The sequence below is a fragment of the Solilutibacter silvestris genome, from assembly GCF_002895945.1.
Classification (GTDB): domain Bacteria; phylum Pseudomonadota; class Gammaproteobacteria; order Xanthomonadales; family Xanthomonadaceae; genus Solilutibacter; species Solilutibacter silvestris.
This window is the reverse complement of sequence record NZ_NPZB01000001.1, coordinates 282244-300335: the sequence shown is the minus strand read 5'-3', so window position 1 is coordinate 300335 and position 18092 is coordinate 282244. Positions and strand designations below refer to the sequence as shown.

Here is an 18092-nt window from a genome sequence, read left to right as displayed (position 1 = left end):
GGTACGCCGCACCGATTCGCTAGACGCCGCGCGGTGGACCAAGGAGGGATCCGGCCGCCGGCGTCGTTTCGGCATCACCCGGAAAGTTGTGATTGCAAGCGCAGATTGCGCGGCGTTTGCCTTCAGTTGTTCAGTTCGCCGCTTTCGCGGTCTCCACCGCGTCGGGGCTGATGCGCTCGATGGTGTGGCGCAGTTCGCGGCCAAGGATGGTCTTGGCGTCGCGTGCCCAGGCGTCGAGGCGTTCGTCGAATTCCAGCTTGCCGTTGGCATCCGGCCACACCAGGCGCAGTGCGCGCAATTCGCGAATGAAGCCACGGAACAGTGATTTGTCGAAGAACTCCGGCGCGGCTGGCGCGTACAGCAGCGACAGCCGTTGTGCGGCGAGATGGCACAGGCTTTCCAGCTCGCCGGCCGACAGCGTGCCCGGGCCGTTCTTGGCCAGCACCGAAATCGCGATGTAGTAGCGCTCGAACGCCTGCCGCAACGGATGGCCGAGCGCGCGCAGGCGGAACACTTCGTCGGTTTCGCCAAGGCCGCGGGTCAGCACGCTGGTGTCGTTTTCCTGCGATTCGTCGAGCAAGCCTTCGCGCACGAACAAGTCGATGGTGCGTTCCAGTCGTTCCGCGAACCCGTCTTCGTTCCACGGCAGGAACAGTTCCGCCTGCAGGAAGGGATAGACGCGGCGACCAAGGTTGACCACCGTGGTGCGGGTCAGGCGACGATTCTGCAGGAAGCAGGTGGCGACCCACGCCAGCGCGGTGAACAGGTGCAGCACGTTGTTGCGGAAATAGGTGAGGAGGATCGCCTTGTCATCGTCCTCGACCTTGAGCACGTCGCCGAGCGGATGGCGAATGCGTTCAAGCACGTTGATCTCTTCACCGTGCGCGATGATCTGCTCCGGCGTGTGCGGCGTCACCGTGACACGATCGGAATACGGCAGTTCCTTCAGCAGCGTCTGCGACAACGCGATCTGCGCGATCAGGTCGGCTTCGCTCATCGAATGCTTGGGCGTGGACAGCAGCGCCATCGCCAGCAGGTTGATCGGATTGACGTCGGCGGCGCGGTTGACGTTCACCTGGATGCGTTCGGCCAATGCCTCGACGGTGTCGGACAGCCATTGCGGGCGATCATCCTCGTGCAGCGGCTTGCCGTCCCAGTCGTGCGCGTGTTCGGCCAGCACTTCGTCGAGACGGATCGGCTCGCCGTAGTTCACCACCACCTGCCCGTAGTTGGAACGCAACACCTTGGGAATGCCCATCAGCAATTGCCAGATCGATTCCTTCTGCTTGACCTTGCCCGAGAGTTCGTCGATGTAGCTGTTGCCTTCCATCAGTTTTTCGTAGCCGATGTAGATCGGCTGGAACAGCACCGGTCGCGCCGGCTGGCGCAGATAAGCGCGCACCGTCATCGAGACCATGCCGCCCTTGGGTTGCAGCAGGCGACCCGTGCGCGAACGACCACCTTCGATGAAGTATTCGATCGAATAGCCGCCCGCCACCAGTTGCGCCACGTATTCGCTCAGCACCACCGAATACAGCGCGCTGCCGCGGATGCTGCGACGGATGAAGAACGCGCCGCCCTTGCGCAGCAGCGTGCCGATCACCGGCATGTTGAGGTTGATGCCGGCGACGATGTGCGGCGGCACCACGCCTTCGGTGTAGAGCAAATAACTCAGCAGCAGGTAATCCATGTGGCTGCGATGGCTGGGTACGTAGATCACTTCGTTGCCGGGCGCGACGGCCTTGAAGGCATCGAGGTGATGGACGAGGATGCCGCGATAGATGCGGTTCCAGATTGGTTGCAACAGGAAGCTGGCGGAACGCACCACCGGATGCGAATAGTCGGCGGCGAGTTCCCAGGCGAAAGCGTGCGCCTTCTTCCACGCCTCGCCATTGCTGCTGCCGTCACGACGCGCGGTATCGGCGATGGCGGCTTGCACGTCGGGCGCGGCCAGCACCTTGTCGATCAGCAATCGGCGCGTGGAAAGATCGGGCCCGATCACCGCGGCGCGGATGCGATGGAAATGCGTGCGCAACACCCGCGACAGCTTGCGCACCGTGCGTTCCGGCGGCAGGCCTTCATCGACGATCTCGCGCAGGGAAATCGGCGGCGCGAATCGCACCAGCGTGTCGCGGCCGTTGAGCAGCACCGACAGCAGGCGGCGGAAACGGCCGACCAGCGCCCAGTTTTCCGAGAACAGCACCGAGAACCAGCCGCTCTGCTTCTCCGGCGCGCGACCGATGAAGATCGACACCGGCACCAGCTGTACATCCAGCCAGTCGTTGTCGCGATGCGCCTGCAACAGCCGCGCCAGCGAGCCGGAGTGGGTGCGTTGTTCCGGCCCGTGGCCAAGTCCGAGTTGCTTGAGAGTGGTGGCGTGGCGGCGCGACAGCGCGACATAGGCGCGCTTGCGGCCCAGCGGATCACCGGCCAGCGGTTGCATCGGCGATGGCAGCCCGGCCTCGCGGCAGGCGCGTTCGAGGATCAGGGCATTGGTGATGCCGTAGTCCTCGAGGACGTAGCAGATGGCGTGGCCGTTGAGCAGTTCGGCCGCGTCCGGTGGTTCCAGCCTCAGCTGCAGCCAGGGGTTGAGCACCGCGCCCAGCAGGCGCGCCCACAGCGGCCGCTTGCCGGTGGTTTCGCGGGGGCGACGGTTGTTGGGCTCGACGGGCACCTGGCCCGGATCCGCGGGCGCGGCGGGCTGCTGGCTGGGCGTGGAGTCCGGGAATGGGAGGGAGTTCTGATCCGGCATGCGGGCATTCTAGCGGGGCGGGGCGGGTGGGGCGGCCGGGGCCGCGGGCACGGCCAGCGCCACCTCTGCATCCGCCAACATTCCGGCCAAGTACCAATGGCCATCGCGGCGCTCGACGGCGATATCGCTCTCCACCGCCTCGCCATGCACCAGATAGCGCACATGGACGCGGGCGTGGTCGCCATCCTGGTCCTTCAGGCGCGCCTGCACGCTGGAGAGGACATCGTCCAGCGACAGTCCGTACAGGGCCAGCGCTTGCTTTGCATTGCGATACAGCGGCGTGAGCCCGCGCAATGATCCGCGCATGCCGGCGGCGTGCAGCCCGGCGTCATCATGGATGGAAGAAGTCTTCGCGCCCTCGACCAGAAGCGTGATGGCCTGGTGCCCGAGCGTGCGATCGCCCAGCGGCGCGCGACTGCTCCAGTCGCTGAGCGCGACGATCAGGTTGGCGTAGTGCGCGCGCTGATCCGGCTGATAACTGCTTTCCTTCTGGATGTAGCGCACCGCGAACAGTCCGAGCCCGCGTGCGGCGCTTTGCAATTGCGCGGTCTGTCCGCCGAACTGGCGATCGAATGCCAGTCGCAGCTTCGTTTCCGCGCCGGTGCCATTGAGTGCGGTGAGCACCACCGGCAGTTTCGTCGACAGCGGCAACTCCGCAAGCGGCCAGCGCGAACGATCTTCGCGCCACGCCTGTTCCAGCTTGTCCTGCATCGCCGGTGGCACGCTGCGGCAAGGGATGGTTTCGAGTGCGTCGCTGCGCAAGGCATCGACCAGCAACGTCACTGCGGCTTCCGGCGTCTGCGCCTGCAGGCACGGTGCATTGGTGTTTGTTGCAACCGATGGCGCGCGATTGCAGGCGGACAGCAGCAATGCGCCACACAGGGCCAGCCGTGCGATCCCGCTTCGCGTCATCTCTGCCCCAATGGATGTCGTTGATACGGACGAATGCCCGAGTCTAACCGCAGCGTGGGGCGCGCGTGCCGTCAGCCGCCGTTGAGCATCGCCCGCAGGTCAGCCATCGCGCTGCGCGCACGCTCCTGCTTGCGTTCGCTGTCGGCAGCCGGATCGGCGCCATCGCGTTGCAGTTCCGTCGCCGGCAACTCGTCGATGAAGCGCGACGGCGCCAGCGTGGTGCGCTTGCCCCATTTGGTCGCTTCGCGTGCATGCGACAACCACAGCTGTTCCTTGGCGCGGGTGATGCCGACGTAGAGCAGGCGCCGTTCTTCCTCCAGTCGGCCCTCGTCGATGCTGGCTTCGTGCGGCAGGGTGCCGTCTTCCATGCCGACGATGAAGACGTAGCGGAATTCCAGGCCCTTGGCGCCGTGCAGCGACATCAATCGCACCTGGTTGCCGCCGTCGTCGCGATCATTGCGGCTGATCAGCGTGAGTTGCGCAGCGAGATCGCCCAGCCCGTTTCCTTTCGCGCCTTCGAACCATTCGGCGAGTTCATCGAGATTGCCGCGACGGATCGCGAACAACTGCTCGGTGCGGCATTGCGCCTTGAGCATGTCGAGCAGTCCGGATTGTTCGCTGAGGCTGCGCACCAGGTCGGCGGGCGACGATGATGCCGCTTGCGCGCGCAGGCGATGCAGGATCTCGACGAAGCCATGCAGCGCCGTCGAGGCCCGCGCCGGCAGTTGTTGCAGGATGGCGTTGGAATCCGCTGCGCGCACCATCGGCATGCCGGCGTGTTGCGCCAGTTCGGCGAGGCGCGCCAGCGTGGTCGCGCCGACTTCGCGCTTCGGCGATTGCACCGCGCGCAGGAAGGCGCTGTCGTCTTCCGGATTCACCAGCACCCGCAGCCACGCCAGTGCGTCCTTCACTTCCGCGCGTTCCAGGAACGCGGTGCCACCGCTCAGGTGGTAGGGAATGCGCAGCAGTTGCAGCGCCTTTTCCAGCGCGCGCGACTGGTGGTTGCCGCGGAACAGGATGCAGAAGTCGCTCCACGGCGCGCCGTGCTTCTGGGCGACGAAGCGGATCTCGCCGGCGACCTTTTCCGCTTCGTGGCCGGAATCGCGGCATTCCCACACGCGGATGCGCTCGCCGTCGGCGGAATCGCTCCACAGGGTCTTCAGATGCGCGTGCGGATTGTTGGCGATCAACTGGTTCGCGCTGCGCAGCACGCGGTTGCTGCAGCGATAGTTCTGTTCGAGCTTGATGATCTGCAGCGCCGGATAGTCGCGCGCCATCATGTCGAGGTTCTCGGGATTGGCGCCACGCCAGGCGTAGATGCTCTGGTCGTCGTCGCCCACGCAGGTGAATTGTCCCGCATCGCCGGCGATCGCCTTCAGCAGGCGATATTGCGCATCGTTGCTGTCCTGGCATTCGTCCACCAGCAGATAGCCGATGCGTTCGCGCCACGCCATCCGCGCATCGTCGTCGCTTTCCAGCAATTGCACCGGGATGCGGATCAGGTCGTCGAAATCGACCGCGTTGAACGAGATCAGTCGTGCCTGGTAACGCGCGTAGAGAGCCGCTGCCTCGCGCTCGCGGGTGCTGCGCGCCGATTCCAGCGCCTGTTCCGGCGACAGTCCGGCGTTCTTGGCGCGCCAGATCAGCGATTGCATCGCCTGCACCGCGTCCGCTTTCGCCCCGGGCATCAGGTCCTTGACCTGCGCTGCGGCATCGTCGGCATCGAACACCGAGAAGCCGCGCTTCAATCCGGCGCGCGCGTGCTCGATCTGCAGGATCCGCAGGCCCAGCGCGTGGAAGGTACAGATGGTCAGGCCTTCGCCACGATCGCCCTTCAGGCGCTTGGCCACGCGTTCGCGCATTTCGCGCGCGGACTTGTTGGTGAAGGTGATGGCGGCGATGCGTCGCGCCGGATAGCGTCCGCTGTCGACCAGGTGGGCGATCTTTTCCACGATCACGCGGGTCTTGCCGCTGCCGGCGCCGGCCAGCACCAGCAAGGGACCCTCGCTGTGGAGGACGGCCTGGCGTTGGGGCGGATTGAGACCGTGCATGGGCGGAGGACGAAGAATGGCTGGCCATTGTCTCATCGAAGCGGGCCGCGTCGAACCGTTCGCCGCCAGATCGGTATCATTCGCGGCAATGGCCAAGTTGTACTTCTACTATTCCGCGATGAACGCGGGCAAGACCACCACGTTGCTGCAGTCCGCGCACAATTATCGCGAGCGCGGCATGCGGGTGATGATCCTCACGCCCGCGCTGGACGATCGCGCCGGGCGCGGCGTGGTGTCGTCGCGGATCGGCCTCAGCGATGCCGCGGTGGCGTTCGGGCGCGACGATGACCTGTTGCAGCATGTGCGCGAGGACATCGATGCCCACGGCAAGCTCAACTGCGTGCTGGTGGACGAGGCGCAATTCCTGTCGCGTGCGCAGGCCTGGCAGTTGAGTGATGTCGTCGACACATTGCGGGTGCCGGTGCTGTGCTACGGGCTGCGCACCGATTTCCGCGGCGAATTGTTCGAAGGCAGCGCGGCGTTGTTGGCCTGGGCCGACGAGATGCAGGAGATCAAGACGATCTGCCACAGCGGTTCCAAGGCGACGATGACGGTGCGCGTGGACGATGCCGGTCGCGCCGTGCAGGAAGGCCCGCAGGTGGAAATCGGCGGCAATGACCGTTATGTCTCGGTGAGCCGCGCCGAGTTCAAGAAGATCATGCGCGGCGAAGGGCGGATCGACCCCGCTCAGTGCCCGCTGCCGTTCGCGCGCGAGGACTGACCGCGACGCGCTGGTGTCGGCGATGGCGCGCGATGTTCGCAGTCATCGTGCAGCGCCACCGCTTCACGCGACAGCGCGCCACCTTCGGGTTGCGCCGATCCGAGCAGCGGCATCAAGGCGTCGTAGCGTTGCCGGCCCAGCAGTGGATTGTTGCGGCATTGCGCATCGGCGGCATACAGGCGGAAACGCAGCGACAACAATCGCGTCGCCGGCACGTCGGCGACCTTGCCGGCGACATCGAGCTGGTCGCGCAGGCGGTCGAGTTCGGCGCCATCCCTGCTGGCGCGCGCTTGCGCCGAGAGCAGCAGCGCCTGCGCTTCCGAAGGTTTCGGGCTGGCATGGGCGACCAGCGGTTGCAGGCTGGCAACAGCCTCTTCCGCTGCGTCGGCATCGAGTTCGACATGCGCGGCGGTCGTTGCCAGCGACTGCTGCGCATCGTTGCCGTGGACCGTGCCGTCATCCAGCAACTTTTGCGCGGCCTCGGTCAGGCGGTGCGCGTTGGCGGCATCGCCGCGTTCGGACGAGGCGCGCGCTTCCAGCAGCAGCGCGGAGAATTGCAGGTCGCCGCGTCGCGGGCTTGCGCTCAGGCGGATGGCGCGTTGCAACGCACTGCGGGCGCGTTCGAGGTCGCCGAGTTCGTAGGCGTCGCGCCCAAGGCCGAGCCAGTTGCGGGCGAGGTCGCTTGAGTCATTGCTGGTCTGCGCGCTGGTGTTGAGCTGTTGCCACAGCGATTGCGCCTTGTCCCATTGCGACAGGTCCTCCGCCGATTGCGCGGCGGCAGCGCGCAAGGCCAGCGTGACCGGATGGTCGGGGCCCTGCAGCGATTCCGAGAGCGCCAATGCCTGATCGATGCTGCGCGCGGCAGTCGTGATATCGCCCATCGCACGCTGGGTGACGCCGATGCTGCGCAGGATGTCGATCGCCAGCGGGTGGCGATCGCCGGCGATCTTGTGCAGCTGCGCCAGCGCGCCCTGGAAGCGCGCAAGCGCATCGGGATAGTTGCCGGCATCGACCGACAGTGCGGCGAGATCGGTCAGGTTCTCGACCACGGCGATGTCATCGCCCAGCGCGCTTTTGCGCAATGCCAGCGATTGTTCGAACAGCCGCTGCGCGCCATCGCGATCGCCGACGCCGCGGCGGCAGCGTGCCAGTTGCGAGTCGAATTCGGCGACATGCGCCGGCAACTGCGCCTGTTGCGTCGATGCCAGACCCAGCAGTGGTTCCAGCGTGCGCCGGCAGGCATCGGGATCACCGAGCAGGCGCTGGACGCGACCGCGCAGGCTGACCGCGTCGAGTTGCAGGCTGGCTGGTGCGTCCGGCAACGCGGCGACGAGTTTGCGCTGGCGTTCCAGCAGATCCGCGGCACGCGGATACTGGCCGAGGGCGACGCGATAGCTAGCGACGGCACCCAGCAGTTCGGCATGCGCCTGTGGTTGCAGGCCCAGTTCGCGTTCGCCGCGCGCCTCCGCGGCATCGAGGAATGTCGCGACGTCGACCGGTTTGCCCTTGCGTGCGGCGTCGACGTTCTCGAACAAGCCGACGGTCAGTGCCTGCAGCGCCTGCGCGCGTGCCGCTTCGCGGATCGCTTCCTTGCGTTGCCACAGCGCGACGCCGAGCAACACCAGCAGCAGCGCGGCGATGCCAAGGCCGGTGGCGATCGGCCACAGTTGGCGGCGCACGAACTTGCGCGTGCGATAGAAGAAACTCTGGCCGCGCGCCAGCACCGGCAGGCCACCGAGATAGCGTTCGAGATCGCTGGACAGCGCTTCCGCCGATGGATAGCGCTGTTCGGGCAGTTTCGCCAACGCCTTGGTCACGATGTTGTCGAGATCACCCGACAGCTCGCGCGAGATGCGCCGGCGTTGCGCAGGCGTGTCGCCTTCGTCGCGCGCGACCGCCAGCGAGGGCCGTTGCGGTTCGGCGGCGAGGATCGCGTCTTCCCATTGCGCGCTCGATTCGCGCTTGAGCCGATAGGGTTTCTGCCCGGTCAACAGCTCGTACAACACCACGCCCAGCGAATAGACGTCGGTCTTGGTGGTGACCACTTCGCCGCGTACCTGCTCGGGTGCGGCGTAGTGCAGGGTGAACGGCCGCAGGCCGGTGCGGGTGTGTTCGATCGGTTCCTGCGGATCGTCGAGCAGCTTGGCGATGCCGAAATCGAGCAGACGCACTTCGCCATCGGCACTGACGAGGATGTTGGACGGCTTGAGGTCGCGATGGACGATCAGGTTGGCGTGGGCGTGGCTGACAGCGCCGCAGACCTGGCGGAACAGGGCGATGCGCTCGCGGGTATCGAGCGCATGTTCGCGCGCATAGGCGAGGATGCCGCGCCCTTCGACGAATTCCAGTGCGAGGTAGGGCTGGCCGTTTTCGCCGATCCCGGCATCGAGCAGGCGCGCGATATGCGGATGCGCCAGTCGCGCCAGGATGTCGCGTTCGCGGCTGAAGCGCAGTCGCAAGGTCGGGTCGGCCAGTCCCGGGCGCAGCAGTTTCAGCGCGACGCGGCGCGCGTACAGGCCATCGGCGCGTTCGGCCTGCCACACCTGGCCCATGCCGCCTTCGCCAAGCAATGCATCCAGCCGGTACGGGCCGATGCGTTCGCCTTCGCGCGGACCGGGCGGCGCGGTGACCAGCGGGGTGTCGATGCGGTGGTCGCGCGTTTCCTCGTGCGTCAGCAGGCGTTCGATTTCGTCGGCGAATGTGGGGTCTTCGGCGCGCAAGGCATCGAGACGTTGCCCGCGCGCGGCGGAATCGAGATCCAGCAGCGCATCGAGCTCGGCGGAAATGCGTTGCCAGCGCGCGCGGTCCATGCGATCAGCGGCCCTGCAGCATGTCCAGCAGGAACATCCGCGCTTTCTGCCAATCGCGGCGCACGCTGCGTTCGGAACGTTTGGTGAGTTCGGCGATCTGCGTTTCCGAGAGTCCGGCGAAGTAGCGCAGTTCCACCACCTGTGCGAGGTGTTCGTCGAGGGCGGCGAGTTGGGTCAGTGCGGCGTCGAGTGATAGCAGGTCTTCGTCGAGACGCAAGCCGTCGTCGGCAATCTGCGGTAGTTCGGCGATGCGTTGCACTGCATCGCCGCCGCCGCGTTTCAGCGCGAGCCGGCTGCGGGCGTGATCGACCACCACGCTGCGCATGGCCGAGGCGGCGTAGGCGAAGAAGCCGGCGCGGTCGGCGAAGTCGGCCTGCTGCCCGACCAGCTTGATGTAGGCCTCGTGCACCAGCGCGGTGGGATCGAGCGTCTCGTCGTCGGCGGGTTGCCGCAGTTGTCGCTGCGCCATCGCATGCAGTTCCGCGTACAGCGTCTGCAGCACGCGATCGAGCGCCGCGCGATCGCCGCCACGAGCTTCATCCAGCCAGCGGGTGATGCCATCGTGGGCGGTGGGATCAGGCACGGTCAGGGCGCGGCTTGCGGGTTGGAGGTCCAGCATAGCGGGACGGGATGAACGGAGCGCGTTTCATCTCTGGCAATGCGAGCACCACACGCTGGCGCGCTGGCCGATGCGATCCTCGCGCAAGCGGCGACCGCACACGCGACAGGGTTCGCCACCGCGACCATAGACCAGCAATTCCTGCTCGAAATAGCCGGGCAGGCCATCGGGACTGATGAAATCGCGCAACGTGGTGCCACCGCGATCGATGGCATGGGCGAGGATGACGCGCACCGCATCGGCGAGCTTGCGATAACGATCGAGCGACACCTTGCCGGCCTCGCGCGTCGGTGCGATGCCGGCGGCGAACAACGCTTCCGCCGCATAGATGTTGCCGACGCCGACCACCACCGATTGATCCATCAGGAAGGTTTTCACCGGCGCGCTGCGGCCACGGCTCAAGCGGAACAGATGATCCCCATTGAAAGCCACGCCATCGAAATCATCGGATAACGGTTCCGGGCCAAGCGACTGCAGCAGCGGATGGATCGTGCCCAGCGGTTGCCACAGCAGCAGTCCGAAACGGCGCGGATCGTTGAAGCGCAACACGTGCCCGGAGTCGAGTTCGACATCGACATGATCGTGCGCACGCAACGGCGTCGCTGCGGGCAGCACCCGCAAGCTGCCCGACATGCCGAGATGCCACAACGCGCTGCCGCGCCCGGTCTCCATCAGCAGGTACTTGGCGCGGCGCGAAATGTCGAGGATCGGTTGATCGCGCAGCAGCTTCGGCAACTCGGGCGGAATCGGCAGGCGCAGGTCGGGGCGACGCAGGATCATTTTGCGCACGCGGCGTCCGACCACATGTGGCAACAGGCCGCGACGGGTGGTTTCGACCTCGGGGAGTTCAGGCATCGCCGTCCACCGATTCAGTACACTCCGGGAACTTCATGGGGAGGAAGCATATGCGCAATGCATGGATCGGTCTGTTGGGGCTGGGCTTGGCCGCGGGTCTTGCGCTGCCGGTGCGCGCGGGCGTGCCGGTGGCAGTGCCGAATATCGGCGATATGCCATCCACCACGTTGCTGGGCAAGGATCGCAAGGACCAGGTGGTCGATCTCGCCAGCTATCGCGGCAACAAGATCGTCGTCATCACTTTCTGGGCGTCGTGGTGCGGTCCCTGCCGCAAGGAATTGCCGCAACTGGAAGCCCTGCAGAAGCAGGCGGGCGACAAGTTCCTGAAAGTGATCGCCGTCAACTGGAAAGACGAGATCGATGAGTACCGCGCGATGACGCGACAGATGTCCGGTTACACCATGACGCTGGCGCGTGATCGCGATGGCGATATCGCCGATGGTTATGGGGTGAAGAGCATTCCGAACCTGTGGATCATCGACCTGCAGGGCAAGGTGGTCGCGCACCATGTCGGCTACGGGGAAGGCGGGATGGGCGACGTGATCGCCGATATCAACAAGGTCATCACTGCAGAACAACAGCGTCAGCAGGCTGCGGCGGCGTCGGCCAAGCCCGCAGGCTGAACCGTCCGGCATGGGCTGCAGCCATGCAGGCTGAATACGCTGGCGCATGGAGGTGACGGCGGCGCGCGGAAGCGTCAACATGGCGGTTCTTCTTCCCCATGTGTTCCTCCCCGATGCTCGATTTCATCGCCAGCGGCTTCACCGGAGCCGGCTGGGGCGTCCTCGCCCTCTACCTCCTGCTCGCCACCCAGCTCACCATCTTTTCGGTGACGCTCTACCTGCATCGTTCGCTGGCGCACCGCGGCGTGGATTTCCATCCCGCCATCGCCCACGTGTTCCGTTTCTGGTCGTGGCTGACGACGGCGATGATCGCGCGCGAATGGGCGGCGATCCATCGCAAGCATCACGCCAAGTGCGAGACCGAGGAAGATCCGCACAGCCCGATGTACAAGGGCATCGGCAAGGTGTTCTGGAACGGTGTTGAACTCTATCGCGAAGCGCGCGCCGATCGCGCCGCGATCGACCAGTACGGCAAGGGCTGCCCGGACGACTGGATCGAACGCAATCTCTATACGCGTTGGGCGACCAGCGGCGTCGTCGTGCTGCTGTTCGTGCTGGCGTTCCTGTTCGGCGCCAAGGGCGTCGCCGCGTGGGCGATCCAGATGGCGTGGATCCCGTTATGGGCGGCCGGCGTGATCAACGGCCTCGGCCACTGGTGGGGCTATCGCAATTTCCACACCAGCGATACCGCGACCAATCTGTCGCCGTGGGGCGTGTGGGTCGGTGGCGAGGAACTGCACAACAATCACCACGCCTTCCCTAGTTCGGCCAAGTTCGCGCTGCGCAAGTGGGAATTCGACATCGGCTGGGCGGCGATCCGCACGTTCCAGTCGGTGCGTCTGGCGAAAGTGCTGCGTGTCGCGCCGACGCTCAACATCCGCCCCAACATCCGCGTGCCCGACATGGACACGTTGAAGGCGCTGCTGGCGCATCGTTTCCAGGCGATGACCGATTTCCATCGCCACGTGGTCAAGCCGGCGTTGCAGGAGGAAGCCGCCGCGCGCGACACCAAGCTGAGTCGCCTGCTGCCGCGCAAGCTGCGTCACGGGTTGGCGGATGAAGGTCGCTGGTTGTCGCCGGATTCACGTGCGCAGCTGGAGCAATGGGTGGCAGATTCCCCGCGCATCCGCACCTTGATCGAGAAGCGCGCGCAACTCGCCGCGGTGCTGGAAGCGCGCGGCCAGAGCGCCGCGGAAACGCTCGCGCGACTGCAGGCGTGGTGCAGCGAAGCCGAAGCCAGTGGCAGTCGTTCGCTGCAGGTATTCGCGGCGCGACTGCGTGGTTATGCATTGCGCGGGGCATCGTCGGCGATGCCTGCGTGACGATGCGCTGCACGGCGTGGATCGCGGCAATGTGTTTGCTGCCGCTGTCCGCGCTGGCGCAGGTGCGTGGGGTGAGTGATTACCTGCGCCTGATGGACGCCAACCATGATGGCAAGGTGCAGTTGTCCGAATATCAGGACTGGCTGTGTTACGCCTTCGATCGCATGGATCGCAATCACGATGGCGTCCTGACGCCGGACGAGCAGCCCGGCGGTCGCGGCAAGACCATCACCCGTGAGCAGTATCGCCGGCAATTGGCCGAACAGTTCCGCAAGCTCGACCGCAATCACGACGGCGTGCTGGATGCGAAGGAACTGGCCGCGCCGCCGCGCTGACCCCGGGCCCTGACTTCTGGGAGTGGAATCCTTCACGCCGCACGGCTAGGGTGGACGACTGTTCCCCCACAATCGGGACTCCGATGCGCCTGCGAACTCCATTGACCATGCTCGCCTGCCTGCTGCCCGTGGCACTGGCGGCGCAAACCCTCGCCGTTCCGCCGATCCGGTATCACGAGCGCACCCTGGCCAACGGCTTGCAGGTGTTGTCGGTCGAGGATCACTCCAGCCCGACCGTGAGCGTGCAGATGTGGTACCACGTCGGCTCGAAGGACGATCCGCAATCGCGCTCGGGGTTCGCCCACCTGTTCGAACACATCATGTTCAAGAGCACCAGGAACATGAAGCCGGAACAGATGGATCGCATGACCGAAGATGTCGGCGGCTACAACAACGCCAGCACCGGCAGCGACATCACCAATTATTACGAGATGGTCCCGTCCAATCACCTGCAACGCCTGTTGTGGGCGGAAGCGGAACGCCTGTCCAACCTCAAGGTCGATGAGGCCAATTTCAAGTCGGAACGCGCGGTGGTGGAAGAGGAATATCGCCAGAGCGTGCTCGCCAATCCCTATGGTCGCCTCTACAACGCGCTGGATCCGTCGTCCTACCGCGTGCATCCGTACAAGCGGCCGACCATCGGCAACATCGAGGAACTCGAAGCATCCTCGCTTGCCGATGTCGTTGCGTTCCATGACACGTTCTATCGTCCCGACAACGTGACGCTGATCGTTGCCGGCGATTTCGACCAGAAGCAACTTGATGGCTGGGTGGATGAATATTTCACCGGGATTGCCAGGCCGACCTCGGCGATCCCGAAAGTCACCGCGGTCGAACCGGCACGCACGGCCGACACGCGTGTCGCGCTGACCAGCGAAACCGCGCCGCTACCGGCGGTGGCGATGACGTGGCTGATCCCACCCGCCGCCGATGCCGACATCGTGCCGCTGGAAGTCGCTGCGGCGTTGTTGTCGCACGGCGAATCGTCGCGCCTCAACCAGTCGCTGGTGTATCGCACGCAGGTCGCGCAGAGCGCCGACGCCCAAGTCGATTCGCGCGTGGGGCCGGGACTGTTCGTGCTGACGGCGGTGATGGCGAGCGGGCACCAGACCGGCGAAGCCGAGAAGATGCTCCTCGACGAAGTGCGCAAGCTCGCCGATGGACCGATTCCCGCCGCCGAACTCGACAAGGTCAAGACGCAATTGCTCACCAGCCAACTCGAGCGTCGCCAGACCGCGGAAGGCAAGGCCTTCGCGCTCGGCAGTGCGGTGTTGCAGGAAGGCGACGCCGCGCGCGCCAACAGCGATCTCGTCGTATTGCAGGCGGTCACAAGCGCCGATGTGCAGCGCGTGCTGAAGCGTTACGTCCTCGACGCACATCGCGTCACCGTCGATTACCAGCCGGCCAAGGCTGCCGTGAAGGGAGCCGCGCCATGACTTCGTTGAAGATTTCCGCGCTCGCCTGCGCGCTGGTGATTGCCTGCGCCTCGGCGACGGCGGCCGATTTCCCGTCGACGCCGCCGGCGCCCGGTTCCGCGCCGAAATTGTCGATTCCGACGCCAGTGCGGCAAGTGTTGGCGAATGGCATGGAAGTGATCACCGTCGCGCGTCCGGGCTTGCCGCTGGTCACCGCGGAATTGCTGCTGCGCCGTGGCGGCGAACTGGATCCCGTAGGCAAGGCCGGACTTGCCGATCTCACCGCGACATTGCTGACGAAAGGCGCGGGCGGACGCAATGCCAGCGATCTCGCGCAAGCCGCCGATGAACTCGGTGGTTCGCTCGGCAGCAGTGCCGGCTGGGACAACAGCGGCGTCGGCATGACGGTGACCACGCCGAAATTGGCGGCGGCGTTGTCGTTGCTCGCCGACGTGGTGGAACAACCGACACTGGCGCAGGACGAACTCGATCGCGCCCGCGCACAGGCGCTCGATGACCTGCGCCAGCAGTTGAGTCGCCCGATGTCGATGGCCAGCCTCGCCGGCGCGCGACTGGTGTTCGGCGCCGGTGCCTACGGACATTCGCGCACGGGCACGCCGGCATCGCTGGCGCGCATCACCCGCGACGATGTCGTCGCATTGCACGCGCAGGTCTATCGCCCCGACAACGCGGTGCTGGTGTTGGCTGGCGACATCACCCCGCAGCAATCATTGCAGTTGGCGCAGGCCGCGTTCGCCAGTTGGGCGAAACCGGCGCAAGCGCTGGCGGCGGCACCGGCGGGACGAGCCGACGCGCATCTCCCGACGTTGCTGGTGATCGATCAGCACGGTGCCGGCCAGGCCGGCGTCGCCTTGGCCAGTCCCGCGCCCGATCGTGCCGATCCCGGTTATTTCAGTGGACAAGTCGCCAATGCGGTACTCGGTGGTTCCTATTCGGCGCGGTTGAATCAGGAAATCCGCATCAAGCGCGGACTGTCCTACGGTGCATCGAGTCGTTTCGATCCACGTCGCACCAGTGGACTGTGGAGCGCCGGTGCGCAGACCAAGAATCCGTCGGCGCCGCAGGTGGTCGACCTGATGCGCGGCGAAGCGTTGCGACTCGGTGACGCAGCGGTGCCCGCCGACGAACTGGCCGCGCGCAAGGCGACGCTGGTCGGTGATTACGGACGCAGCCTGCAGACCACGCAGGGACTTGCCGGTACCGTCGGCGCGCTCGCGGTGCAGGGCATCGACCTGGCGGAAGTCGCGCGTTACGTCGATCGCGTGCAGGCGGTGACGCCGGCGCAGGTTCGGCAGTACGCACATGCGCATCTCGATCCCGCCCACTCGGCAATCGTGGTGGTTGGCGATGCCGGCCAGTTCGGCGAGGCCTTGCGCAAGGCCCATCCCGATGCGGTGACGATTCCGTTCGACAAGGTCGATCTTGACAGCGCCGATTTGCGCGGGAAATAACGGTTCTGGTGGCAGCAAACGGTACGGGCGCCTTGCGGCGCCCGTTTTCGTTGCAGGGATGACGACGCGGATCACCAGATCCGCACGCGATCCTTGGGGTCGAGATACATCTTCTGCCCGGCGACGACGTTGAACGGCGCGTACCAGCCATCGATGTTGCGCACGGTCATGATGCGGAATCGCGCCGGTGCATGGACGTCGGTGGCGATGCGGTTGCGCAGGGTGGCATCGCGCATCTTGGTGCGCCAGCTCTGCGCGAAGGCGAGGAAGAAGCGCTGGTCGCCGGTCATGCCGTCGATCACCGGTGCGTCCTTGCCGTTGAGCGACTTGTGGTACGCGTCGTAGGCCACCGCGAGGCCGGCGAGATCGGCGATGTTCTCGCCCAAGGTCTGTTCACCCTTCACGTGCAGGCCCGGCAGCGCTTCGTAGGTGTCGTACTGCGCCGCGAGTTTCTGTCCCGATGCCTTGAAGTGCGCGGAGTCGGCCGGTGTCCACCAGTTGGCCATGCGGCCTTCGGCATCGAAATCGGCGCCGAGGTTGTCGAAACTGTGGCTGATCTCGTGGCCGATCGTCGCGCCGATCGAACCGTAGTTCACCGCGGCATCGGCCTTGGGATCGAAGAACGGCGCTTCGAGGATCGCCGCCGGGAAGTTCAGCGCGTTCTGCAGCGGCAGGTTCACCGCGTTGACGGTTTGCGGTGTCATCCACCACTCGCCACGGTCGGGCGCCTTGCCGAGCTTGGCGATCTGGTGCTGGTATTCGGCCAGTCCGGCGCGCTCGGCATTGCCCAGCGGATCGTCGGCCTTGATTTCCAATTGCGAATAATCGCGCCAGGTATCGGGATAGCCGACGCCGACCTTGATCGCTGCGACCTTGGCTTTCGCCTTGGCCTTGGTTTCCGGGCTCATCCAGTCGAGCTTGTCGATGCGCTCCGGGAATACCGCCAGCAGGTTGTTCACCAACTGGGTGATCTGTTCGCGCGAGGACGCCGGGAAATATTTCTCGACGTAACGCTTGCCGATGGCATCGCCAAGCAGGCCATCGGTCATCGTGAGGGCGCGCTTCCAGCGTTCGCGCTGCTGCGGGATGCCGTTGAGCGCGGTGCCATGGAATGCGAAGCCGAGATCGTCGAAGGCCTTGGGCAGGAACGCCGTGTTGTCGTCGATGGCATGGAATGCCAGCCACGCCTTCCACGCATCGATCGGCTGGCTGCCGACCAGCGCGGCGAGTTTGGTGACGGCCTGCGGGTGCCATGCATCGATCGCAGGCTGGCCATCGAGTCCCGCGGCCTTGAAGTACGCAGACCAGTCGAGGCCCGGTGCCTTCTTGGCGAAATCGGCCGTCGCCCACAGGTTGTTGGCCTTGTGCACGTTGTCGCTGTCGGTGAGCGGGGCATGCGCCTTGGCGATCTGCGTCTCGAGCGCCATGATCTGCTTCGCCTTGGCATCAGGGTCGGCGATGCCGGCCTGTTTCAACAGCGCGCCGATGTAGGTTTCGTACTTGCCGCGAATCTCGACCATCGCCTTGTCGTTCGACAGGTAGTAGTCGCGATCGGGCAGGCCAAGGCCGCCTTGCAACAGATAGGCGACGTTCTTCGACGGATCGGTCAGGCCCTGCGACACGAACAGGCCGAACAGGTGGTCGGTGTGATAGTTGGTGGCGTTGAGCGGGTCGACGTCGGCGCGCATGCCGGCGCCGAGATATTGCGCGAGCGCGGCCTTGTCCTTGATGCCGTCGATGCTGTCGAGCTCAGGCTTCAGCGGCGCCAGTCCGCGTTGTTCGATGCCGGCGGTGTCCATGAAGGCGTTGTAGGCATTGGCGATGCGCGCCTCGTCGCTGCCGGCGGCGGGCTTTGATGCCGCGATGCCCTGGACCAGCTCCTTCTCGCGCTGTTCGGCCTTGTTGAACACATCGAGGAACGAACCGGTGGCGGAACGGTCGGCGGGAATCTCGGCGGTCTTCGCCCAGGTGCCGTTGGCGTAGTTGTCGAAGTCGTCGCCGGGTTTCACCGACTTGTCGATGCCGGCAAGATCGATGCCGCCGGCCGGTGCCGCTGCCGGCGCCGCGGCTTTCGCAGGTGTGTTGGCATCGGTGGCGGGCGCGGAGGCGTTGGGCTTGCAGGCGGCCAGCGTGCCGAGGATGGCGAGCGCCAGCACGGTGTGGCGGAGGGGATGCGTATTCATGCAGATCACCTTGCGGGAGGGG

General features: G+C 65.7%; 13 protein-coding genes. 6 read left to right on the top strand and 7 right to left on the bottom strand.

Going from position 1 to position 18092, the window contains the following annotated elements; all coding sequences use genetic code 11:
• Positions 1-130 precede the first annotated feature (130 nt).
• The 3 genes from plsB to Lysil_RS01345 form a co-directional block, all read right to left on the bottom strand.
• Positions 131-2752 carry a glycerol-3-phosphate 1-O-acyltransferase PlsB gene (gene plsB, locus Lysil_RS01355; protein ID WP_103073788.1) on the bottom strand — a complete coding sequence of 874 codons (2622 nt, stop codon included), beginning with the start codon at positions 2750-2752 and terminating at the stop codon, positions 131-133.
• A gap of 9 nt (positions 2753-2761) precedes the next feature.
• Positions 2762-3664 carry a hypothetical protein gene (locus Lysil_RS01350; RefSeq protein ID WP_103073787.1) on the bottom strand — a complete coding sequence of 301 codons (903 nt, stop codon included), beginning with the start codon at positions 3662-3664 and terminating at the stop codon, positions 2762-2764.
• A gap of 71 nt (positions 3665-3735) precedes the next feature.
• Positions 3736-5715: a UvrD-helicase domain-containing protein gene (locus tag Lysil_RS01345; RefSeq protein WP_103073786.1), complete on the bottom strand. Its 1980-nt coding sequence runs from the start codon at positions 5713-5715 to the stop codon at positions 3736-3738.
• An 88-nt stretch (positions 5716-5803) separates the two neighbouring features.
• On the opposite strand from Lysil_RS01345, the gene Lysil_RS01340 reads away from it, so the two are divergent.
• Positions 5804-6436, top strand: a complete 633-nt coding sequence (locus Lysil_RS01340; RefSeq protein WP_103074911.1) for a thymidine kinase — start codon at positions 5804-5806, stop codon at positions 6434-6436.
• Here Lysil_RS01340 and Lysil_RS01335 read toward each other — a convergent pair.
• Genes Lysil_RS01335 through mutM form a run of 3 tightly spaced genes read right to left on the bottom strand, consistent with a single transcriptional unit; the run spans position 6403 to position 10720 of the window.
• On the bottom strand, positions 6403-9246 hold the full coding sequence (locus Lysil_RS01335) for a serine/threonine-protein kinase (RefSeq protein WP_103073785.1): 2844 nt from the start codon (positions 9244-9246) through the stop codon (positions 6403-6405). The two genes, Lysil_RS01340 and Lysil_RS01335, sit on opposite strands and share 34 nt — an antisense overlap.
• A gap of 4 nt (positions 9247-9250) precedes the next feature.
• Positions 9251-9865 (bottom strand): ECF-type sigma factor, encoded by a 615-nt coding sequence (locus Lysil_RS01330; RefSeq protein ID WP_103073784.1) that lies wholly within the window; start codon positions 9863-9865, stop codon positions 9251-9253.
• A 27-nt stretch (positions 9866-9892) separates the two neighbouring features.
• Positions 9893-10720 carry a bifunctional DNA-formamidopyrimidine glycosylase/DNA-(apurinic or apyrimidinic site) lyase gene (mutM, locus tag Lysil_RS01325; RefSeq protein WP_103073783.1) on the bottom strand — a complete coding sequence of 276 codons (828 nt, stop codon included), beginning with the start codon at positions 10718-10720 and terminating at the stop codon, positions 9893-9895.
• A 50-nt stretch (positions 10721-10770) separates the two neighbouring features.
• On the opposite strand from mutM, the gene Lysil_RS01320 reads away from it, so the two are divergent.
• From Lysil_RS01320 to Lysil_RS01300, 5 genes are all read left to right on the top strand, one after another.
• Positions 10771-11343, top strand: a complete 573-nt coding sequence (locus Lysil_RS01320; protein WP_165782335.1) for a TlpA family protein disulfide reductase — start codon at positions 10771-10773, stop codon at positions 11341-11343.
• Positions 11344-11441: 98 nt separating this feature from the next.
• Positions 11442-12665, top strand: a complete 1224-nt coding sequence (locus Lysil_RS01315; protein WP_103073781.1) for a DesA family fatty acid desaturase — start codon at positions 11442-11444, stop codon at positions 12663-12665.
• A gap of 2 nt (positions 12666-12667) precedes the next feature.
• Positions 12668-13000, top strand: a complete 333-nt coding sequence (locus tag Lysil_RS01310; RefSeq protein ID WP_240600262.1) for an EF-hand domain-containing protein — start codon at positions 12668-12670, stop codon at positions 12998-13000.
• Between the two features lie 83 nt (positions 13001-13083).
• Positions 13084-14436, top strand: coding sequence for a M16 family metallopeptidase (locus Lysil_RS01305; protein WP_103073780.1), 1353 nt, complete (start codon positions 13084-13086; stop codon positions 14434-14436).
• Positions 14433-15887 (top strand): M16 family metallopeptidase, encoded by a 1455-nt coding sequence (locus Lysil_RS01300; protein WP_103073779.1) that lies wholly within the window; start codon positions 14433-14435, stop codon positions 15885-15887. Before Lysil_RS01305 ends, Lysil_RS01300 begins: the two co-directional genes overlap by 4 nt.
• A 71-nt stretch (positions 15888-15958) precedes the next feature.
• On the opposite strand, the gene Lysil_RS01295 is transcribed toward Lysil_RS01300, so the two are convergent.
• Positions 15959-18070, bottom strand: a complete 2112-nt coding sequence (locus Lysil_RS01295) for a M13 family metallopeptidase (RefSeq protein WP_103073778.1) — start codon at positions 18068-18070, stop codon at positions 15959-15961.
• Positions 18071-18092: the final 22 nt, after the last annotated feature.